This window comes from Bombiscardovia coagulans, assembly GCF_002259585.1.
In the GTDB taxonomy this organism is placed as follows: Bacteria; Actinomycetota; Actinomycetes; order Actinomycetales; family Bifidobacteriaceae; genus Bombiscardovia; species Bombiscardovia coagulans.
Genome location: NZ_MWWS01000004.1, coordinates 255,989 through 272,859, shown reverse-complemented (window position 1 = coordinate 272,859; position 16,871 = coordinate 255,989). Strand labels below are relative to the sequence as shown.

The following is a 16,871-nucleotide window of genomic DNA, read 5'->3' as shown; positions in this document are numbered from 1 at the left end:
TATTAGTCTATCAACAAGTCTAGCTTTCTTCGTGTTGATGACAAGCCTCTATGAAGAAGAAAGCACATCTGTTGTAATCATGAGATAATCGTATGGAACTATGAGGCCGCTTATGCAAGTGACGTGAAGAGCCTGAGATGTGGCCAGTATTAGAACGAGAGAGAAAGAGAAAGAGAAAGCTCAGATGACGCTCACCAATAAACAAATCAAACAACTACGTGGCATGGCTAATAGGATCAACCCTTCGCTTTGGATAGGCAAAGAAGGGGTGAGTGAAGCTGCGGCCAAGCAGGTTAGTGAGACCTTGGATGCTCATGAGCTTATTAAATGTGTAGTGCAAGATGGTAGTCCCGTCGATGCGAAAGAAGCTGGCCTAGAGTTCGCTCAACGCTTACATGCTGAACTTGTACAAGTTATAGGTCGTCGTTTTGTACTGTATCGTCCAAGCAATAAAGATGGTGTGGAACATATCAGGCTTGTTCGTGTCTAAATAGCTTTCACACAGAAAAGACATGAGGATAAGGTCATCGTTGCATGGGCTTGCATGTTATAAAGCAGTTAAAGGATAGAACATGGCAGATTTCATAAGATCTCAGGAACCCACCGGTGGTTCAGAGCAGGGCAGTAGTGAGCCCTTCGGGCAAACCTACCATCGTGGACCAATAATCATGCGCGGTAGGATGATTCCTCAAGATAATTCCAACACTAACTTATACGCTTCAAACTCTGATACTGACTGGTTGCATATGGATCCGTGGAGGGTGCTGCGCATACAAGCTGAGTTCGTAGATGGGTTTGGTGCGCTCGCTGAGTTGGGTCCTGCGGTGGCAATCTTCGGTTCTGCTCGTACTACGAGTGATGATCCTGTATATGCGGCAGCTCGGAAGATGGGGCGTGACATTGCGCGTGAAGGTATCGCAGTTATCACCGGAGGGGGACCCGGTGTTATGGAAGCAGCAAATCGTGGCGCTGCGGAAGCTGGTGGCAAGTCAGTTGGTCTGGGCATAGAGCTTCCTCACGAACAGGGTCTCAATCAGTGGGTCAATCTAGGAATGACCTTCCGTTACTTTTTCGTTCGCAAAACGATGTTTGTTAAATATTCATCTGGAGTCATTGTTTGCCCTGGTGGTTTTGGGACCATGGATGAGATGTTTGAGTTGCTGACTCTTGTTCAGACACATAAGGTGACAAGAATGCCTATTGTCCTTTTCGACAAGTCGTATTGGGAAGGACTTTTTGACTGGCTCACATCTACTGTGAAAAACCGGTCAATGATTTCTGAGTTGGACCCTGATTTGCTTGTTCGTACTGATGATCCGGAAGAGGCAGTGAATGTGTTAGTAACTAACTGCAAAACACAATAACTAGTGCTTCATAGAAAGTAAAAGGCCTGTTCCTATCGGGAGCAAGCAGGAGTCGAAAACATCGGTGTCCTGAAAATCAGTCATTAGCTGTCGTAGTAACAGAGCGCGGGGTGAACGATTAGCTGGGTTCATAACACCTCCTGCTTTCTGGTCGTCACGGTAGCACATCACATCGGTGAAAATCATTTGACCGTGAGGTTTCAGCAGGCGTTCTGCTTCTTGGAAGGTGTCTTGGTAATTGATATCGTCTCCAGCAACCACGATAAGATCATAGTCTTGTGGGTTTAAGCGGGGAAAGTATGTTCGCGCGCGTGTATTGACTGAGCGTAGACTCAAACCATTGTGATCATTGAACTGCCGAAAGGTTTTTCGAATGAGATCTGCTCCTTCAGGAGAAGAGTCCACAGCTGTGAGTTGGCCTCTTGTTCCTAAACCTTCAATGAGCCGAAGAGCCTCAACGACCGAACCGGTACCGACTAGAATAATAGATTTAGATTGACTGGAACGGGCTACTAGTTTGAGAAAGGCTCCTTGTGCAATGCAACCAGGTGTGAAACCAGCATCCTGTGCTTGTAGGCGAGCTGAACGCAGAACCTCTGATTCACTGTTGAGTGGACTCTCTTCTGCATACATCCAAGCCTTAGCATGGTTGGTGTAGGAAGTCATATTCATGCTCCTTACTCTAACCACTGGCCCTCACAAATGTTCTGTTTTCTGGCTGATTGAGAAGAATAGCGCCTGTCACAACCTGCTGCAAGCATGGACCCATGACTGATGCAAGCACTTCAGCTTCCCCCTTCTTTACGGCCGTTTACGAGGTAGTCCAACGTATTCCAAAAGGTTGTGTGGCTACATACGGACAAGTGGCTGTTTTGACAGGACACCCGCACTCGGCTCGATATGTAGGCTACGCCTTACACTCCAACCCCAATCCAGAGCTTATTCCCTGTCACAGGGTAGTGTTTCGCGACGGATCGCTGTCTCCAGGTTTCGCCTTTGGAGGATCTGAATGCCAGCGTCAACTTTTAGAAGCTGAAGGTGTGTCCTTCAAACCCTCAGAAAGTGCTGTCAATGCCGGAGAGTCTGGATGGGTGGTTGACTTAGATGTCTGTCAATGGCAGGCTTAAACCTTTTTTGTCGAAATTAATTTTCTGACTGTATAGGTTGCTCTTGTCTCATTGGATATAACATACTATTTTCTATCCTTACCAATCCGAGGAGTTCCATCTCTCCAGCCAGATGAATAACGTTGTGGAGTTTGTGGGTTTTTCCGTCGCTTTTGTTCATTACAGCCACAATGTTCTCGCAGGTGGGATCGATGCCTTGTCGACTACATAGGTCGAGCATTCGGAGTAGTTCTTCCTGTTTGTCGGTCAAGGGTTTACTGGAGACTGATACGTACCTTTGATCTTGGCTATGTGTTTTCGTTGCTGAGTGTGGGGGCTTTTTGGGCTCTTTTGAGAAATTGTTTTCGTCTGATTCATTACTTGCATTGCTAGTTGAATAAGTATCTTCTGGTCTGGCTTGTGATACTTCTTCGTGTGAACAGTGGGTGATTTCGTGCAGATCTGTGGCAGAAATGAGAATCATAGCTTTGCCATTGTGAATCAGGCGGTTGCAGCCGGTGTTTTCCGGGGTATCAATTGAGCCTGGTGCAGCATAGACTTCTCGTCCTAACTCACAGGCCCAAGTTGCTGTATTGAGTGCCCCTGAACGGTAGCGTGCTTGAGTAACTATAACTGTGTGAGCAAGCCCAGCGATGATTCTGTTGCGTAGTAGAAAGCGACGGGCTTCTGGTATAGTTTCGGGATATAGTTCACTGATAAGTGCGCCTCCTTCTCGTTTGATAGCTTGGAATAGCTGTTGGTTGTGGAGAGGGCCTATATGGTTGAGTCCTCCAGCAAATACCGCAACGGTGCAGCCCCTGAGGCTGCTTGTTTCTTTCTGGGCAGATAAAGCACCCCAGTGAGCACTGGCATCTGCTCCAAGAGCGCCACCGGATACTACTAAATGTCCATCCCTGGCAGCGTGTAAACCTACTTGGTGGGCCACGAACCGCCCGTATTCATTACAGTTCCGGGAACCAACTACTGCGAGTGGTTGGGAGCATGATGTGAGGGCTTGTTGAGAGCCCATTCCCCATAGACACAGTGGAGGTGCCCAATCTGATCGAATAGATAGATCGTTTAACTGTTGTGGCCAGTATGGATCGTTAGGGGCAATAATCCAATAATCACCATGGTGGGTCATCCAGTCAAGCAGGCCTGAGTGGCAGCTGTTGGTGAGAGATTTAAGTCGATTACGCCATGTTGACACAGATCGATGGAATTTTTCCAAATCATGCCTGCTGGCACGATGACCCCATCGTGCTGATCCGATCATGAACATATCATCAAGGTTTGCGGCAGGGGTAGTAGTTGTTTTTTGCTGAGTATCTTCCGAATTAAGCTGCCAGAGTGTGTCGAGAAGTATTTGGGCTGATGAAGCACCTAACAGTGCTGCATACAGTAAGGCATCCGGACTGTTTATGCAATACGTCAAAATTGCGCGAGCCTGGGCTTCTGCTGATGGGCTTGATATTGACTGTTGCTGTGTTGTACGAGTGGTCATTGCAATCGTGTCCTCATCAGTATCCCGGCATTAACGTCGTCTGCTGTTGGAGAGGTTCGTCCGTTCAGATCTGCGAGTGTCCAAGCCAAGCGCATAGCTCGATCAGCTCCTCTGAGACTAAGTCGTTTGCTTTCTAAGGCGTGATTAACGAGAGCTAGAGCTCGTGTTGAGGTATGACTCCTTAACCATTCGCCCGATGCTTGAGCATTACATGACCAACCGTATTTGTTGAACCGCGAGCGAGAGATCGTTCGGGCTCTAGTGACGCGTGTTCGAATTTTGGCACTAGTTTCTCGTGGTTCGTGGTCAGAACTTATGAAGTTGGAGACAGGAGGAACAGCTACCTGGATGTCAATGCGATCTAAGATGGGACCAGAAAGTCGATTCCAATAACGGGATCGTTCCCGAGGTGAGCATGTGCAGCGCTCTCCAGTTCCATAAGCATAGCCACAAGGGCAGGGGTTTGCAGCCATGATGAGCTGAAATTGAGCAGGGTAGGTGGCAGTTCCTTTTGATCGCGATAGTATGATGTGCCCTGTTTCGAGAGGCTCACGTAGTGTTTGTAGCGAACGAGGAGAAAATTCTGGAGCTTCATCCATGAACAAGACTCCACGGTGGGCACGTGTAACCGCACCAGGAATAGCTACTCCATTACCGCCACCTACCAGGGAAGCAGTAGAAGCTGTATGATGGGGAGCTTCAAACGGCGGTAGATTAGATACTCCGAAGTCTTGAAGATTACCGCACAGGGAACGAATAGAGGCAACTTCTAACTGTTCTTTTTCTGTTAATGGAGGCAATATTGACGGCAGACGAGATGCTAACATGGTCTTTCCTGCACCTGGGGGACCAGTCATGAGCATATGGTGTCCTCCTGCGGCTGCAACAGTAAGTGCCCACTTAGTTTGTTCTTGCCCTACCACCTGTGCCATATCTAGATGTTTGCTGGACTCGTACTGGTGCTCAGTATTATCATGCTGATTAACCTGTTGTTTGCTGACATCTGCTAGCTGGTAACGTGCTTTGCCCCCGACTTGTTCGATGAGTTCCCCTAGATGGCGCACTCCTATGACGGTAACATTTGGGACTAGTTGTGCTTCTTCTAGATTCTGATAGGGTACATACGCTTTATGAATACCTTGTGCGCTGGCATGTAAGAGGATGGGTAGAAGTCCGTTGATTGGTAGTACTGAGCCGTCTAAGTTGAGCTCTCCTAATACCAATGCTTGTTCAAAGGACTGTGGGGGGATAGCTCCAGCAGCGTCGAGGACTGCGGTAGCAATGGCTAAGTCATGAGTCGAACCACGCTTAGGTTTGGAAGCAGGAGATAAGTTAACTGTCACTCGAGTTTGTGGCCACTGAAAACCGCTTGCAGAACAGGCTGACTTAACTCGTTCGCGGGATTCACTCAAAGCAGTATCGGGCAGGCCAATAATGGAGAAATATGGCAAGCCTGGAGATATGAAAGCTTGAGCTTGAATAAGAAATGCTTGTAATCCTATAAGTCCTACAGATAAACCTTCGCCAATACGCATTAGAAAGCCCCCTGAATCAGCTTAATTGAGACAGTGGGATGGGTATCATTTGAACAAACGCTGACTGCGGCCACATCGAAACGAATGTTCTGGTGGCGAATATTACGATTGTTGTGTTGCTTCATAAGCCACAGGCTAGCTGCATGCTTAAGGTGAATTTGTTTGTTAGGAGCTACCGCTTCCTCAGGCCGACCAAATTGTGTCGTTCGTCGAGTTTTTACCTCTACAAAAACGAGGCAGTTACGTTGGTCGAGCGCCACAATGTCGAGTTCGCCGTATCGTGTACTCCAGTTGCGGTCTACTATCTGCCAGCCCAACGTTTGCAACCATTGGGCGACATACTCTTCTCCTAAACTTCCCAACGTTCGAGCAGTGAGGTTGGGTGATAAAAGCCGAGATTCAGCTAACCTGAGTCCATTGTTTAGAGAACAGGTGCTGTCTGTGATAGTGTTGCTAATCTTCATGCATCTAGTGCAACACAACTAGGCATACGTAATAAACAATGAACCACTGATGTGGTCAAGTGTGTTAGCTGTGGTTAAATGTCGTGCTCACCTTCAACCACAGTGGAGAAGGTGTGAGGGCAAACTAAGCCTGAACTAACTGGGTAAGTTGTCCTAAATCCAGTTCGAAACTCACTCCGCGCACCTCAAAATTAGGTTGAATTGGTGTGTGAGCCATTGCGGAACGGACGAATTCTCCTGCTACTTGTGCTGCTTGGTTGAGAGCAAGACCAGCAAACATTGCTCCGCAGACTGCAGCTGCAAAAGCATCACCAGTTCCGTGAATCATATAGGGGAGTTTGTCGTGTTTAATTTCGATAGGTTCTGAGAGCTGGTCTTGACTAGCGCAAGCCACATAATTTCTCAGGAAGCCATCATTCCTATCGATTCCTTTTATAATTACATTACGGGCTCCCATTTCTAGAAGAGTATCTATGCGTTGTCTTACCTGGGCATCGCTCAAGTGTTGTCCTTCATAAGGCAGGCCAGTCAGTAAGCTAGTTTCGGTGAGGTTTGGTATAAGTACATCAGCACCGTCAACCAAGCGCGCGGTGGCCTGGCATAGTTCATCGGTATAAGTGGGGTACATTTGCCCGTTGTCGCCCATCACTGGGTCGACAATGCGTAAGGCTTGAGGGTATTCGCTATACATGCGTAAAATAATGTCTACCTGCTCTGCAGAAGCTAGGAATCCACTGTAAATGCCATCTAGCTGCACACCCTCTTGCTGCCATGCGTCTAAATAGCTTGGAAGCATGTTTGTGGTGTCATGGAAGGTAAAGTGTTCAAATTTAGTGTGGGCACTCAAGAGGGCAGTTGGCACAGGGCACACATCACATCCAGCAGCGGACAGTATAGGAATAGCAGCTGTTAATGAGCATTTTCCATAACCGCACATGTCGTGTACGGCCGCCACCCGTGGGATGTAACTCGAATCTCGACCGTATAGGGGTTTGAGGTCATGCATTACTGTTCTCCTAGGATGTTCCGTGTGTCATTTGGTTGTCATCAGTAGTCTACTTTCATCCAAGGTAACATAACAGACTGAAACAGCAGGATGTTGGTGAGTGGTTTCTTTCTTTTTTATAGTTGTGTTCATAGGGTTCGTTTGTGTCGTGTGTGCCTAGGGTGTGATGTTGGGGAACTGTTGCTGGTTTCATGACGCCGGCTGCAGCAGGAGACAGAAGTAAGTCACAGCTTAGTGTGCTAGTCTGGATTTTTCGGGATACACCAGAAGGGCGAGGCATGGTTTTCTTACTGACTGTCATCGTTTGGAGTTTAGTTCTTACTTGTATCCTAGGTGTCTGTTTGGTGATTGCAGGTTCCATTGTTGATGGACTCAGCCAAGCGAAGGATAATGCTCTTTTGGCTGGGGGAAAGAACCTGCAATACACCAACCGTGTCTCTGTTGGAACAGCGATGGTGAACGCTTACGTTACAGGAAATACAGAACAAGGACCAGTTCTGGTGTTGCTGTCAGGGTCTGGAACCCCTTCTCCTATCTATGATTTTCAGTCTCTTGTGGAACGCTTGCGCTTAAAGCATCCATTAGTGGTTATGGAACGGCTAGGATATGGGTTTAGTGATCATACCCAGCTCAGTAGGGATGTTAATACCGTGCTGGAGCAAGACCGTTCAGTCCTTGCTTCGCTTGGCTATTTAGGACCTTATATATTGGTAGCGCACTCGATGGCAGGTCTGGAAGCTCTCCATTGGTCTCAACAGTATCCAGAGGAGGTTGTTGGAATCATTGGTTTAGATATGGCTTGCCCGGAAGCGTACAGTCGCATTAACATTCCTCCTCGTTGGGTTACTACTTGTGCTGCTGCCTTACGAAGGTGTGGTGTTTTACGACTCTTTCCTAGTTTGGTCTCTCATCAGTTAGATGCTGCGAAGGCTGGTGCTCTGACTGATAATGATAAAGCCAGTTATCTTGCTCTGTGTTACCGCAATTTCATGTCCTCTGATGTACGTAACGAAATTGCTTTTGCGCGGCAAAATGCCGGCTATATAGACAGCATAGGGCTTCCACGGGTCAAATTACGCCTTTTTGTTTCTAACGGTAAAGGGACCGGATTGCCTAAAGAAGACTGGCGGCAACTCCAATCTAATCTACTGAAAAAGACCGGTAACAATAGCTCCTCTATGACTATTTTTAACGTGCCTCACTATATTCATGACTATGAGACTGTTCAAATCGCTCAACATATTGATGAAACAGTTTCCCACTGGAGACAAGGCGTCTGATAATTGAATATGGCTATTACAAAATAGATCAACCGTTACTTTTGTCAGTCATTGGAGTGCCTAGCAAATGACAACAGACCTGCGCTCTTTCACTAAAAGATCAGGAACAGACACTAGACAAGCTCAGCACAAGTATGTGGCCTGAAGATTGATGAGCCTGTGATATATGTTCTCGGGTCACATTGAATCGTGGTTATTTGATACTCATTCTGTCCATCATTCTTAAGGATGATTGAAGGTGGGGATAGTGTTCCTTTTGGTGATTCAAAGTTCAGACCTCAGTAGGATAATCTGAACGCTCACAATTCGGTACATTACTGGTAAGCGGTGCGGGAGAAGTCCTGTGCTAAAGACCAGTAAAAGGAGCAACAATGACGAGCGGGCTCACAGACTATAAGCAAGAAACGACTGTAAGTGTGCCACCAACACCAGTCGATGGTACTGCTGTTCAAGCTATTGGTTTAGTGAAGGATTATGGTCAGGGTGAGAATCTTGTTCATGCCTTACGTGGGGTAGATGTTGCCTTCCAGCGGGGACGTTTTACGGCGATTATGGGTCCGTCCGGTTCGGGTAAGTCTACATTGATGCATACCTTGGCTGGCTTAGATTCGGCTACTTCAGGACGTGTGCTGCTCTATGGAGTTGGTTCTAGTAAATCTAGTTCACACAAGCATCCGTCAGGTTCTCAACATGTGGCAGATTCTCAGTATGCTGATCCGCACAGCTTTGTTGATATTACCAAATTGGGGGACAATCAACTCACGCTTCTGCGGCGGCGTTCTATTGGATTTATCTTTCAATCTTTCAACTTGTTACCTATGTTCACGGCTGAACAGAACATTCTTATGCCTCTGACCCTAGAAGGGGCGAAGCCTGATCGTAGCTGGTTGGATCTTCTGGTTACAACATTAGGCTTACAAGGACGACTCAATCACCGACCGAGTGAGCTATCCGGCGGTCAGCAGCAAAGAGTGGCCATAGCTAGGGCGTTGGTTACCAAGCCCACAATCGTCTTTGCTGATGAGCCTACGGGCAATCTCGATTCAGTTTCATCAGCTGAAGTTTTGAGTTTTCTAAAGCGTTCTGTTACAGAATTAGGGCAGACCATCATTATGGTTACTCATGATGCTGTTGCTGCCTCTTACGCTGACCGAGCGCTTGTTTTTGCTGACGGTCGTATAGTGGCTGATCAGGTCAATCCTACTGCGGAAGAAATGAGTGAATTACTCAATTCGAAAGCACAAATGATGGCAGATCCTTCTCTGGTGGATGATGCGGTTCAGTACTCTCAGCAGGCACAGCGGTAGCGGAAGGAGGTTCTTATGTGGTCTATATCTTTGCGGATGATGAAAAAAGACAGTAGGATGCTGATTCCAGCAGGCATTGCTGTCATGGTTGGGACGCTCTTTATTGCTGCGACTTTTCTGTTTGGTAATACTCTGGATCGATCTTTCCGCCAGCAAATATCGTCTAATTTTGGGGGTGCCAATTACGCTTTAGCGCCTGACGATGATCAGGTAGCGCCACTGCCTGCTAAGGACTTTCATTTAGATAAGGTTGAAGCGGTACAAGGAGTGCGTGGGTTACGTCCTGACATTTTCTCATCTGACGTAATTATCAGTACTGTACAGGGAGATAAACACAGCAATACAGCAGTTGTTGTTATGTCCCATCCTGACTCTCTGCTTCCTATATCGCTGGTTGAAGGGCGCTGGCCACAAGCTGAATCTGAAGTGGCTATTCCTAAGAAAGATGCCGAGCATTTGGGAGTGAAGATTGGCGGTCAGGTGGACATATCGTCGGAAGGTGGGAAAGGTTCACAAACGAATCCTCAGCTGTTTCGGCTGGTGGGATTTACAGAGGATGAATCAGGTATATACTCTTACTACTCAGGCGCTTGTGTGTTGAGCAAAGGGGCACTTGGGCGAATCGCTGGATTGGATGCCGGTAAAGGTATCGATGAATTTCCTGTTATAGCAGTCTATCTTTCCCTAGATCCTACTCAGGTTGGCAGTCAAGGTATGAAACTCATCAACGGTTATCTGCCGAAGGGTTATTCATTGCAGACTCGGACAGTTTACGAGGATAAGCAGATTAAATCACTGAGTGGCCAGACCAGTATCATGACTACCTTCCTGTTGACTTTTGGAGTCCTGGCCATGTTTGTAGCTGCCTTGGTGATCAGTAACACCTTCCAAGTTATGGTTGCTCGTCAGCGCAGAGTTCTGGCACTCTTGCGAACTATAGGTGCTAAAAAGAGTCAGGTTCGCAGTTCGGTTCTCATGCAGTCGGGAATTCTTGGACTTCTTTCCTCAATTCTGGGCACAGTGCTAGCTATAGGGATGATGTATGGTGTACAGCTAAGCAAGTTCAAGCTCAGTGGGGTGAGTCTTACGCTGAGTGTCACGCCACCTGTTTTGATTGTCCCTATTGCTTTCGGAATTGTGATAACGATGCTGGCTTCCCTATCGTCTGCTTCCGCTGCAACTCGGGTTTCTCCTATAGAAGCTTTGCGCCCGGCAGAAATCAGCAAAGGCAAGCGTAGCGGTCGTATACGGTTACTGGCTGCTCTTGTGATGATACTGATGGGTGCTGCTATGGCTGCTTATATCGTATATCAGGCAATTCTTGACTCTCGAGGAGTTAAGACGAATATGCTTGCTGGAGATCAATCTCAGCAGGCAATCGGCATCGCTGTCATGGGTGTTGCATTGGCTTTTGTGGGAATCTTGCTCTGTGCGAATCGTTGGATTCCATGGATGCTGAAAGGGATCGGAAGTATAGTATCTCGTTGTGGGCCATCGTCGAATGTGGCAGTGGCTAATATCTCACGCAACCCAAGTCGTGTAGCTGCAACCGGTACAGCTCTGTTAATTGGTGTTACGCTTGTCGCTTGTCTAGGAACAGGTGCTAGTTCAGCCAAGCAAACACTGTCTAATGCTCTAGACCGCAAGTATAGTGTCGATATAGAAGTTATTCTTCCCAAGGAAGACCAGCAAGTACTGGAAAAGATTCGTGCCGTTCCTGGTGTGAAAGCAGCCGGAAATGTTGCGGTTTACAATGTTCACATCAGTGACGAACATCATTCTCGTCAATCTGAAAATAAAAATAGCGAAGATGTTTTAGTCTATGGGCTTAAGGCTGGACAGTCCCAACGTCTGATGAACGTTAACTTGGAATCATCTTTATCTTCTGGTTCACAGTTGATTGTGCCTAAGAACAAACTGGGCAGCGAATACAAGGAGGGACAGCGTATAAAACTGATCTCAGACGACTTGAGTGCTAATGGAACACCAGTTTCAAAGAGTTTTCAGATTGTTTCTGGAGGTTTTAAAGGTCTGTCGGCTCAGAACAACCTCTATGGAGTGGCTTTACGAGATCAGCTAGAGCAGTTTGGTAGCCCAATGCAATCTGAGATTTGGGTTAAATCTGATGGTACTCAGCGCGCAGGCATACTGCTTGATGATATACGCCAGGCAGTGAGTAGTGTGAATGGTGCGAATGTGGCAGGAGCCATTGCTGAGAAAGATATGTATGAGAGGTCTATCAACATTATTCTCATGGTGATGGTTGCCCTGCTGGCAGTCGCAGTACTCATAGCTCTTATTGGTGTGGCTAATACGCTTTCTCTGTCGGTGATAGAACGCACGAGAGAGTCGGCTACCCTCAGAGCTATTGGAATGACTAAGAAGCAGCTTAGGCGCTCCCTGACTGTTGAAGCATTGCTCATAGCTCTCAGTTCCTGTTTGGTTGGGCTGGTACTGGGAACTCTCTTCGGTTGGGTGGGTTCTTATATTGTTTTCGAATCCTACGGGAAGGTCGCACTACCGATTGACTGGACGATGTACATCCTTATTGTGCTTGTAGCTGCTCTTGCTGCTTACTTGGCCAGTGTTCTTCCAGCAAGAAGAGCAACTAAAACCGCACCGGTGGAGGCTCTCGCTGAAGCGTAAAGAGTAGGAAATATAATTAATCCCGTGCTTTCTCCTCGTATGGGGGAGCACGGGATTAATTATTGTATCCTTTTATAGGAAACGCTCGCGGATTTGTTGAGCTGAACCGTACGAGGCCTGAGCGCCGCGACCAGTAGCTGCATATGCTGAAACGTATGAAGCCAGCTGAGCTGAGTTTACTAAGCTAATACCAGAAGACAATCCTGCTAGAATAGTTCCCATGAAGGCATCGCCGCAGCCAGTCGTATCAACTGCCTGTACAGGCACGGGCAGGATGTGTTCGGCTTGACCGTCTTCCAGAATCATTGAACCTTCAGATCCTAAGGTCACAACGGCCTTGGTAAATCCATAGTCTGCCATTTGTGCGGCTATGTGCTGCCAATCTGCTTCCATCCAGTTACTATCTTTTGACTCATTCAAGTTTAAGAGCTGGGACATTTCGTGCTCATTGACCAACAAAATGTCTGAGGCATCAATCAGCTCCTGTGGAAGGGTTGGCTGGAAGGGGGAGTTATTGACTAAGACAGTAAGACCAGCATCGTGTGCCTGCTGTGCAGCCATTGTCACGGCTTCAATAGGACTCTCTAAGCAGAGACCGAGTGTTTTGGCTTGAGTGAGAGCCTTGCTGGACTCTTGAATATACTCAGATGACACATGAGCGTTGGATCCTGGAGAATAGACGATAGTATTCTCACCGTTGGCATCCACTGTAATAACTGTAGTACCGCTAGGAGCAGGTACTGTTTTTACCTGTGAGACGTCTACACCAGCATCTGTGAGTTGACCTAGCAAAAAGTCAGCATTGCTATCTTGCCCAACAGCGCCAAACAAACGAACTTGCGCACCGATTCTAGCAGCCGCAGATGCCTGGTTTGCTGACTTGCCACCAGGTAGAATCTCAAGTTGACCACCATTGACTGTTTCGCCCGGCAGGGGTAGACGCTCTGTAGTTACTGTGTAATCGGCATTCATTGATCCGACGACGGCTATGCTCCCTGTGATCTGGTCGAGTAGGGCAAGAACCTCGCTCGGTTCAGTGATGTGCTGCTGCTTCATCGTTCTCCTCACTGTGGCCCAATTGAAATACGTTCTCATGTAGACGAGGCCTCGATTGGGGCGCTAGTCTTGCCGATAGGACCTAATAATTCAACGTGCTGATAATAGCACAAATGGAACAGTTTCACTTAGATTAAGTGGTTGTCATAAGCAAAAACAACTGCTTGAACGCGGTCTCGAGCGTTGATTTTCTGGAGAATATGTGCCACATGCGACTTCACTGTAGGCATAGAAATAAACAATTTATCTGCGATTTCCTGGTTACTTAAGCCATGAGCAATCTCTACCAGCACTTCTCTCTCGCGTTCAGTTAACTTGTCGAGTTCTGGATCAGTGTACGGTGATCGAGAAGCCTGAAGTGTCTGTTTAGTAGCATTCTGACTAGCTATATGTTCGATTAACCGTTTAGTGGCAGATGGGGCGATGATGGCATTTCCTTGGTAAACCGTGCGAATGGAGGCTAATAATGTTTCCGGCTCGGTGTCTTTGAGGAGGAAACCCGAAGCTCCTGCTTGAATAGCTGCCATGACATATTCATCGAGATCAAAGGTAGTTAAAATAACAACACGCGTTGTAGGTTGATACGTTTGACTAATCTCATTTGTGCGCACTGGGCTTAGGCGTGAAATACGTTCAGTGGCTTCGAGTCCGTCCATACCTGGCATGCGTATGTCCATCAGGACAACATCTGGCTGTAAGGCTTGAACGATGCGCACAGCTTGCTCACCGTGAGCAGCTTGCCCTACAACTTCCATGTCATTTTGGGAGCCGATGACCATGGCAAAACCGGCTCGTACGAGTTCCTGATCATCGGCAATAACTACGCGAATACGGTTGTTGACTCCTGGCTTGTCGTTGTCCAAATCCACTTGCTCCCTCGTCTATCCCGATAGGTCAATGCTAACGGTTCATGCATACAGGAGTAAATGATCGTTACCTTGCTGGAGCTGAAACGATAGCTACATAGTCTGGGACTGTTCTACATGAGGCTGGACTGGATGGAGTTGCAAGGGGTACTGATTGGCCTTTGGGTGGTTAATATCGTCTGAAGAACCAGTTTGTCTGAGAATATCTAGCAATTGCCGCATACGCGAGAGAGCTGACCGGCCTTCGTGGCCGATCTGTTCAAATGCTTGGATGATTGTGCTTGTGGATACAGGCAAGCCTTGTGCTTGTTGCAGGTTAATCATTTCTATGCCCTCGTCAGTGCTAGTCAATACTTGATTCAAAGTAGCTGTTACTTGGCTTTGAATCTGAGTGCCTATACGTGCACGTTCAGCATTGGCAGCCAACTGTCTGTGTTGAGCTTCACCCTGTTTCAAAGCAGCCTCACGTTCCCGCAAGACCAGCAGGTTGGACCCAGACGCCCGCCTCCACAATCCCAGTACTAGAGCACATGCACATCCTATAGAAATAAATACCAACCAGATGAGTGCTGTTTGTTGATCACCAGCTGTCTGAACTACTGTAGGACTATTTCGATTTCCTAACATCCAAGCCAAGATAGTTGGTGAGCCGTAGGTAATTTCAATATGAAAACGTACTGCTACCAAACCAATTTCAGCGAGTACCACCGCTGGTACCCAGATGCGCGTTCGCTTTTGACCATAGGTCATTGCTGAATATATTGACGTGAGTGTTATGCAATTCATGGTTGTGATCCATGGTGACACTACAAGCTCTACAGCTGTACATGTGGCCACTAATGCGGCACTGAGGTCGGTCCAGCGTCTGCGGAAGATAAGAGGTAAAGCCAAGAACAATGTCTGGATGATAATTACTTGTGTTGGAACTGTACTACCATCTGTAAAGGGGAAGAGATTGAAAAATGGATTTGAAATAGAAATAATTAACAACAAAATAAGAGGCACTGTCAACAGGGTATCGACTATGAGGTAGTGGTGGGAGGACCATCTTACCAGTCGTTCAATGGTGTTGAGCTGACTGGTTGTATGTTCGACAGATTGAATTTGATAAGGAGCAGTTTGACTTTCTACAGACCGCTGTTGTGACCTCGCCGCATTCGCTTCCGGTGATGGCCCAACTACAGGCTCCTGTTGGAAAGGTATAGTTACATTAACACAGAAACCTCCAGCAATTGGTTGCGCTTGGAAGCTTCCGCCAATGTTCTTGACTCTCTCGTTCATTCCTAAGAGCCCATAGCTACGGTGTGGGGATTCCTTCGCGCGATTGACAGAACCTATGCCATCGTTTGTAATAATCAGTTCTATGGATGTGGCTGTCCACCGTTCTTGTATGGTGGCTTGAGCAGCAGCACTAGCATGCTTGCGGATATTAGAAAGTGCTTCTTGCACACAACGGTAGGCCACTAAGCCAGCCTGAGTACTTAACTTGTCTGGTTCTGGAGTTCCTGTAATTTGTCGTTTTAAAACAAGATCGGGGCTGGCTGCCTTTGCCTGCTCAATGAGATTGTCAATATTGTCATACGCCTTGCTATTTAGTGTTTCCTTACCTGTAGTGGTTTCTTGAGGCAGTGCTGTCTTTATGTTGTTCCTGATAGAAGTTTTGTTGGAGGTAATCTGAGCTTGTACATCTTGTTCTTTATCAATGCTTGATTCTGTGAGACTGCCAAAAAGACTGTCCATATCCTTAAGAGCTCTGCTGGATTCTTGCTTAATAGTTTTCATTATATGAAGTGCTACGTCGCTGTCTTGGGATCCTACATATCGTCCAGCATCAGCTTGAACAATCACAATCGAAAGGGTGTGTGCTACAACATCATGCATGTCGCGGGCTATCCGAGCTCGTTCTGCTGATGCAGCGAGTCTGGCTTCCTCCTGCTGCTGGTAGAGAATGGCTTCATTGCGTTCTCGAATGGTCTGAGCTATCTGCCTGCGAGAGCGGTTCCAAAAGGCCAAGAACATAACGAGAGTGAGGACAAGGTTAAAAGTCACCATGTTTATGAATAAATGTGTAAGTAGGATTGGAGTACAGCTGGAGAGCAGGTGCACACCAGGTATAACTGCACATTGATCAAGATGAGCATATGTTCCAGCAGTAATGTGTGGATACATTCGATCGGGTAGTATAGGACCATAAGTTACTGCAGAAGCGTATGCTAGCGCCGCCAGACAGGTTACCCCTAGTGCCATGAGCACATATTTCTTGCTCTGAGTGCGGTCTGCATAGACGATGACAGTGTAAACGATGATGAGACCTATGGCATCACTGGCGAGTAAAGCGGGTCCGAGAATAAGTTGGGCTAAACACAGAGAAACGAATGTATTGGCTGCCAACGCTGGTTTACTGCGCCTATAGATGAGAGGTATTCCCAGCACAAGACTAAACACGAGAGCGATTTCATGGTTGCAGGGGACTACGAAGCCATCAGCTAGCAGGGGCGTCTCACCACCGATGCTCAGCAGCCACACTAGAATGAAAGCTAAGCATGTGTCCTTTGCTAGCAAGTGGGCATGCCACCAGCTTGTGAACCGTTGCCAGTTGGCCTTCAAGGTACTCATATAATAGAGCCTACCGTGTTCTCTGTGCTCACTTCTAAGCCTTAGGAATGATTTTATAGGAGGTATTGTCTCTGTATGAGCATCCTCTATTGATTAGGTTTGAGTATGGTAAGAGTGATAA

The 16,871-nt window shown here is 47.2% G+C and carries 14 protein-coding genes; 6 read left to right on the top strand and 8 right to left on the bottom strand.

What is annotated here, in order from left to right:
• Positions 1–184: 184 nt before the first annotated feature.
• Both BOCO_RS02905 and BOCO_RS02900 read left to right on the top strand, forming a co-directional pair.
• Positions 185–490 carry a YhbY family RNA-binding protein gene (locus tag BOCO_RS02905; protein ID WP_094722596.1) on the top strand — a complete coding sequence of 102 codons (306 nt, stop codon included), beginning with the start codon at positions 185–187 and terminating at the stop codon, positions 488–490.
• An 82-nt stretch (positions 491–572) separates the two neighbouring features.
• The gene (locus tag BOCO_RS02900) at positions 573–1,364 is read left to right on the top strand and encodes an LOG family protein (RefSeq protein WP_094722595.1); all 792 of its coding nucleotides are present in this window, start codon (positions 573–575) and stop codon (positions 1,362–1,364) included.
• Here the strand turns inward: BOCO_RS02900 and BOCO_RS02895 are convergent, their stop codons facing one another.
• On the bottom strand, positions 1,365–2,030 hold the full coding sequence (locus tag BOCO_RS02895; RefSeq protein ID WP_158520399.1) for an O-methyltransferase: 666 nt from the start codon (positions 2,028–2,030) through the stop codon (positions 1,365–1,367). It abuts the gene before it with no gap.
• Positions 2,031–2,131: 101 nt separating this feature from the next.
• On the opposite strand from BOCO_RS02895, the gene BOCO_RS02890 reads away from it, so the two are divergent.
• On the top strand, positions 2,132–2,491 hold the full coding sequence (locus BOCO_RS02890; RefSeq protein ID WP_094722593.1) for an MGMT family protein: 360 nt from the start codon (positions 2,132–2,134) through the stop codon (positions 2,489–2,491).
• 16 nt (positions 2,492–2,507) lie between these two features.
• Here BOCO_RS02890 and BOCO_RS02885 read toward each other — a convergent pair whose 3' ends face one another.
• From BOCO_RS02885 to BOCO_RS02870, 4 genes are all read right to left on the bottom strand, one after another.
• Positions 2,508–3,974, bottom strand: coding sequence for a DNA-processing protein DprA (locus BOCO_RS02885; protein WP_094722592.1), 1,467 nt, complete (start codon positions 3,972–3,974; stop codon positions 2,508–2,510).
• Positions 3,971–5,509, bottom strand: a complete 1,539-nt coding sequence (locus BOCO_RS02880; protein WP_094722591.1) for a YifB family Mg chelatase-like AAA ATPase — start codon at positions 5,507–5,509, stop codon at positions 3,971–3,973. Before BOCO_RS02880 ends, BOCO_RS02885 begins: the two co-directional genes overlap by 4 nt.
• Complete coding sequence (locus BOCO_RS02875; protein ID WP_094722590.1) at positions 5,509–5,973, bottom strand: YraN family protein; 465 nt, start codon at positions 5,971–5,973, stop codon at positions 5,509–5,511. Before BOCO_RS02875 ends, BOCO_RS02880 begins: the two co-directional genes overlap by 1 nt.
• A 124-nt stretch (positions 5,974–6,097) precedes the next feature.
• Positions 6,098–6,979, bottom strand: coding sequence for a pyridoxamine kinase (locus BOCO_RS02870; RefSeq protein ID WP_094722589.1), 882 nt, complete (start codon positions 6,977–6,979; stop codon positions 6,098–6,100).
• A gap of 191 nt (positions 6,980–7,170) precedes the next feature.
• Here BOCO_RS02870 and BOCO_RS02865 point away from each other — a divergent pair, with 191 nt between their 5' ends.
• From BOCO_RS02865 to BOCO_RS02855, 3 genes are all read left to right on the top strand, one after another.
• Positions 7,171–8,259: an alpha/beta fold hydrolase gene (locus BOCO_RS02865; protein ID WP_094722588.1), complete on the top strand. Its 1,089-nt coding sequence runs from the start codon at positions 7,171–7,173 to the stop codon at positions 8,257–8,259.
• Positions 8,260–8,630: 371 nt separating this feature from the next.
• Positions 8,631–9,566, top strand: a complete 936-nt coding sequence (locus BOCO_RS02860; protein WP_094722587.1) for an ABC transporter ATP-binding protein — start codon at positions 8,631–8,633, stop codon at positions 9,564–9,566.
• Positions 9,567–9,581: 15 nt separating this feature from the next.
• The gene (locus tag BOCO_RS02855; RefSeq protein WP_094722586.1) at positions 9,582–12,212 is read left to right on the top strand and encodes an ABC transporter permease; all 2,631 of its coding nucleotides are present in this window, start codon (positions 9,582–9,584) and stop codon (positions 12,210–12,212) included.
• Positions 12,213–12,284: 72 nt separating this feature from the next.
• Here BOCO_RS02855 and BOCO_RS02850 read toward each other — a convergent pair whose 3' ends face one another.
• The 3 genes from BOCO_RS02850 to BOCO_RS02840 all read right to left on the bottom strand — a co-directional run bounded on the left by BOCO_RS02850 (position 12,285) and on the right by BOCO_RS02840 (position 16,750).
• Positions 12,285–13,268, bottom strand: coding sequence for a ribokinase (locus tag BOCO_RS02850; RefSeq protein ID WP_094722585.1), 984 nt, complete (start codon positions 13,266–13,268; stop codon positions 12,285–12,287).
• 128 nt (positions 13,269–13,396) lie between these two features.
• Positions 13,397–14,047 (bottom strand): response regulator, encoded by a 651-nt coding sequence (locus BOCO_RS02845; protein ID WP_094722930.1) that lies wholly within the window; start codon positions 14,045–14,047, stop codon positions 13,397–13,399.
• 180 nt (positions 14,048–14,227) lie between these two features.
• Positions 14,228–16,750, bottom strand: a complete 2,523-nt coding sequence (locus BOCO_RS02840) for a sensor histidine kinase (RefSeq protein WP_094722584.1) — start codon at positions 16,748–16,750, stop codon at positions 14,228–14,230.
• Positions 16,751–16,871: the final 121 nt, after the last annotated feature.

What these genes read in the sequence shown, in the direction of transcription:
- BOCO_RS02895 (WP_158520399.1), bottom strand. Translation starts at nt 2,030, where the DNA reads ATGACTTCCTACACCAACCATGCTAAGGCTTGGATGTATGCAGAAGAG.
- BOCO_RS02880 (WP_094722591.1), bottom strand. Translation starts at nt 5,509, where the DNA reads ATGCGTATTGGCGAAGGTTTATCTGTAGGACTTATAGGATTACAAGCA.
- BOCO_RS02855 (WP_094722586.1), top strand. Translation starts at nt 9,582, where the DNA reads ATGTGGTCTATATCTTTGCGGATGATGAAAAAAGACAGTAGGATGCTG.
- BOCO_RS02840 (WP_094722584.1), bottom strand. Translation starts at nt 16,750, where the DNA reads ATGAGTACCTTGAAGGCCAACTGGCAACGGTTCACAAGCTGGTGGCAT.
- BOCO_RS02900 (WP_094722595.1), top strand. Translation starts at nt 573, where the DNA reads ATGGCAGATTTCATAAGATCTCAGGAACCCACCGGTGGTTCAGAGCAG.
- BOCO_RS02870 (WP_094722589.1), bottom strand. Translation starts at nt 6,979, where the DNA reads ATGCATGACCTCAAACCCCTATACGGTCGAGATTCGAGTTACATCCCA.
- BOCO_RS02885 (WP_094722592.1), bottom strand. Translation starts at nt 3,974, where the DNA reads ATGACCACTCGTACAACACAGCAACAGTCAATATCAAGCCCATCAGCA.
- BOCO_RS02905 (WP_094722596.1), top strand. Translation starts at nt 185, where the DNA reads ATGACGCTCACCAATAAACAAATCAAACAACTACGTGGCATGGCTAAT.
- BOCO_RS02860 (WP_094722587.1), top strand. Translation starts at nt 8,631, where the DNA reads ATGACGAGCGGGCTCACAGACTATAAGCAAGAAACGACTGTAAGTGTG.
- BOCO_RS02850 (WP_094722585.1), bottom strand. Translation starts at nt 13,268, where the DNA reads ATGAAGCAGCAGCACATCACTGAACCGAGCGAGGTTCTTGCCCTACTC.
- BOCO_RS02875 (WP_094722590.1), bottom strand. Translation starts at nt 5,973, where the DNA reads ATGAAGATTAGCAACACTATCACAGACAGCACCTGTTCTCTAAACAAT.
- BOCO_RS02865 (WP_094722588.1), top strand. Translation starts at nt 7,171, where the DNA reads ATGACGCCGGCTGCAGCAGGAGACAGAAGTAAGTCACAGCTTAGTGTG.
- BOCO_RS02845 (WP_094722930.1), bottom strand. Translation starts at nt 14,047, where the DNA reads ATGGTCATCGGCTCCCAAAATGACATGGAAGTTGTAGGGCAAGCTGCT.
- BOCO_RS02890 (WP_094722593.1), top strand. Translation starts at nt 2,132, where the DNA reads ATGACTGATGCAAGCACTTCAGCTTCCCCCTTCTTTACGGCCGTTTAC.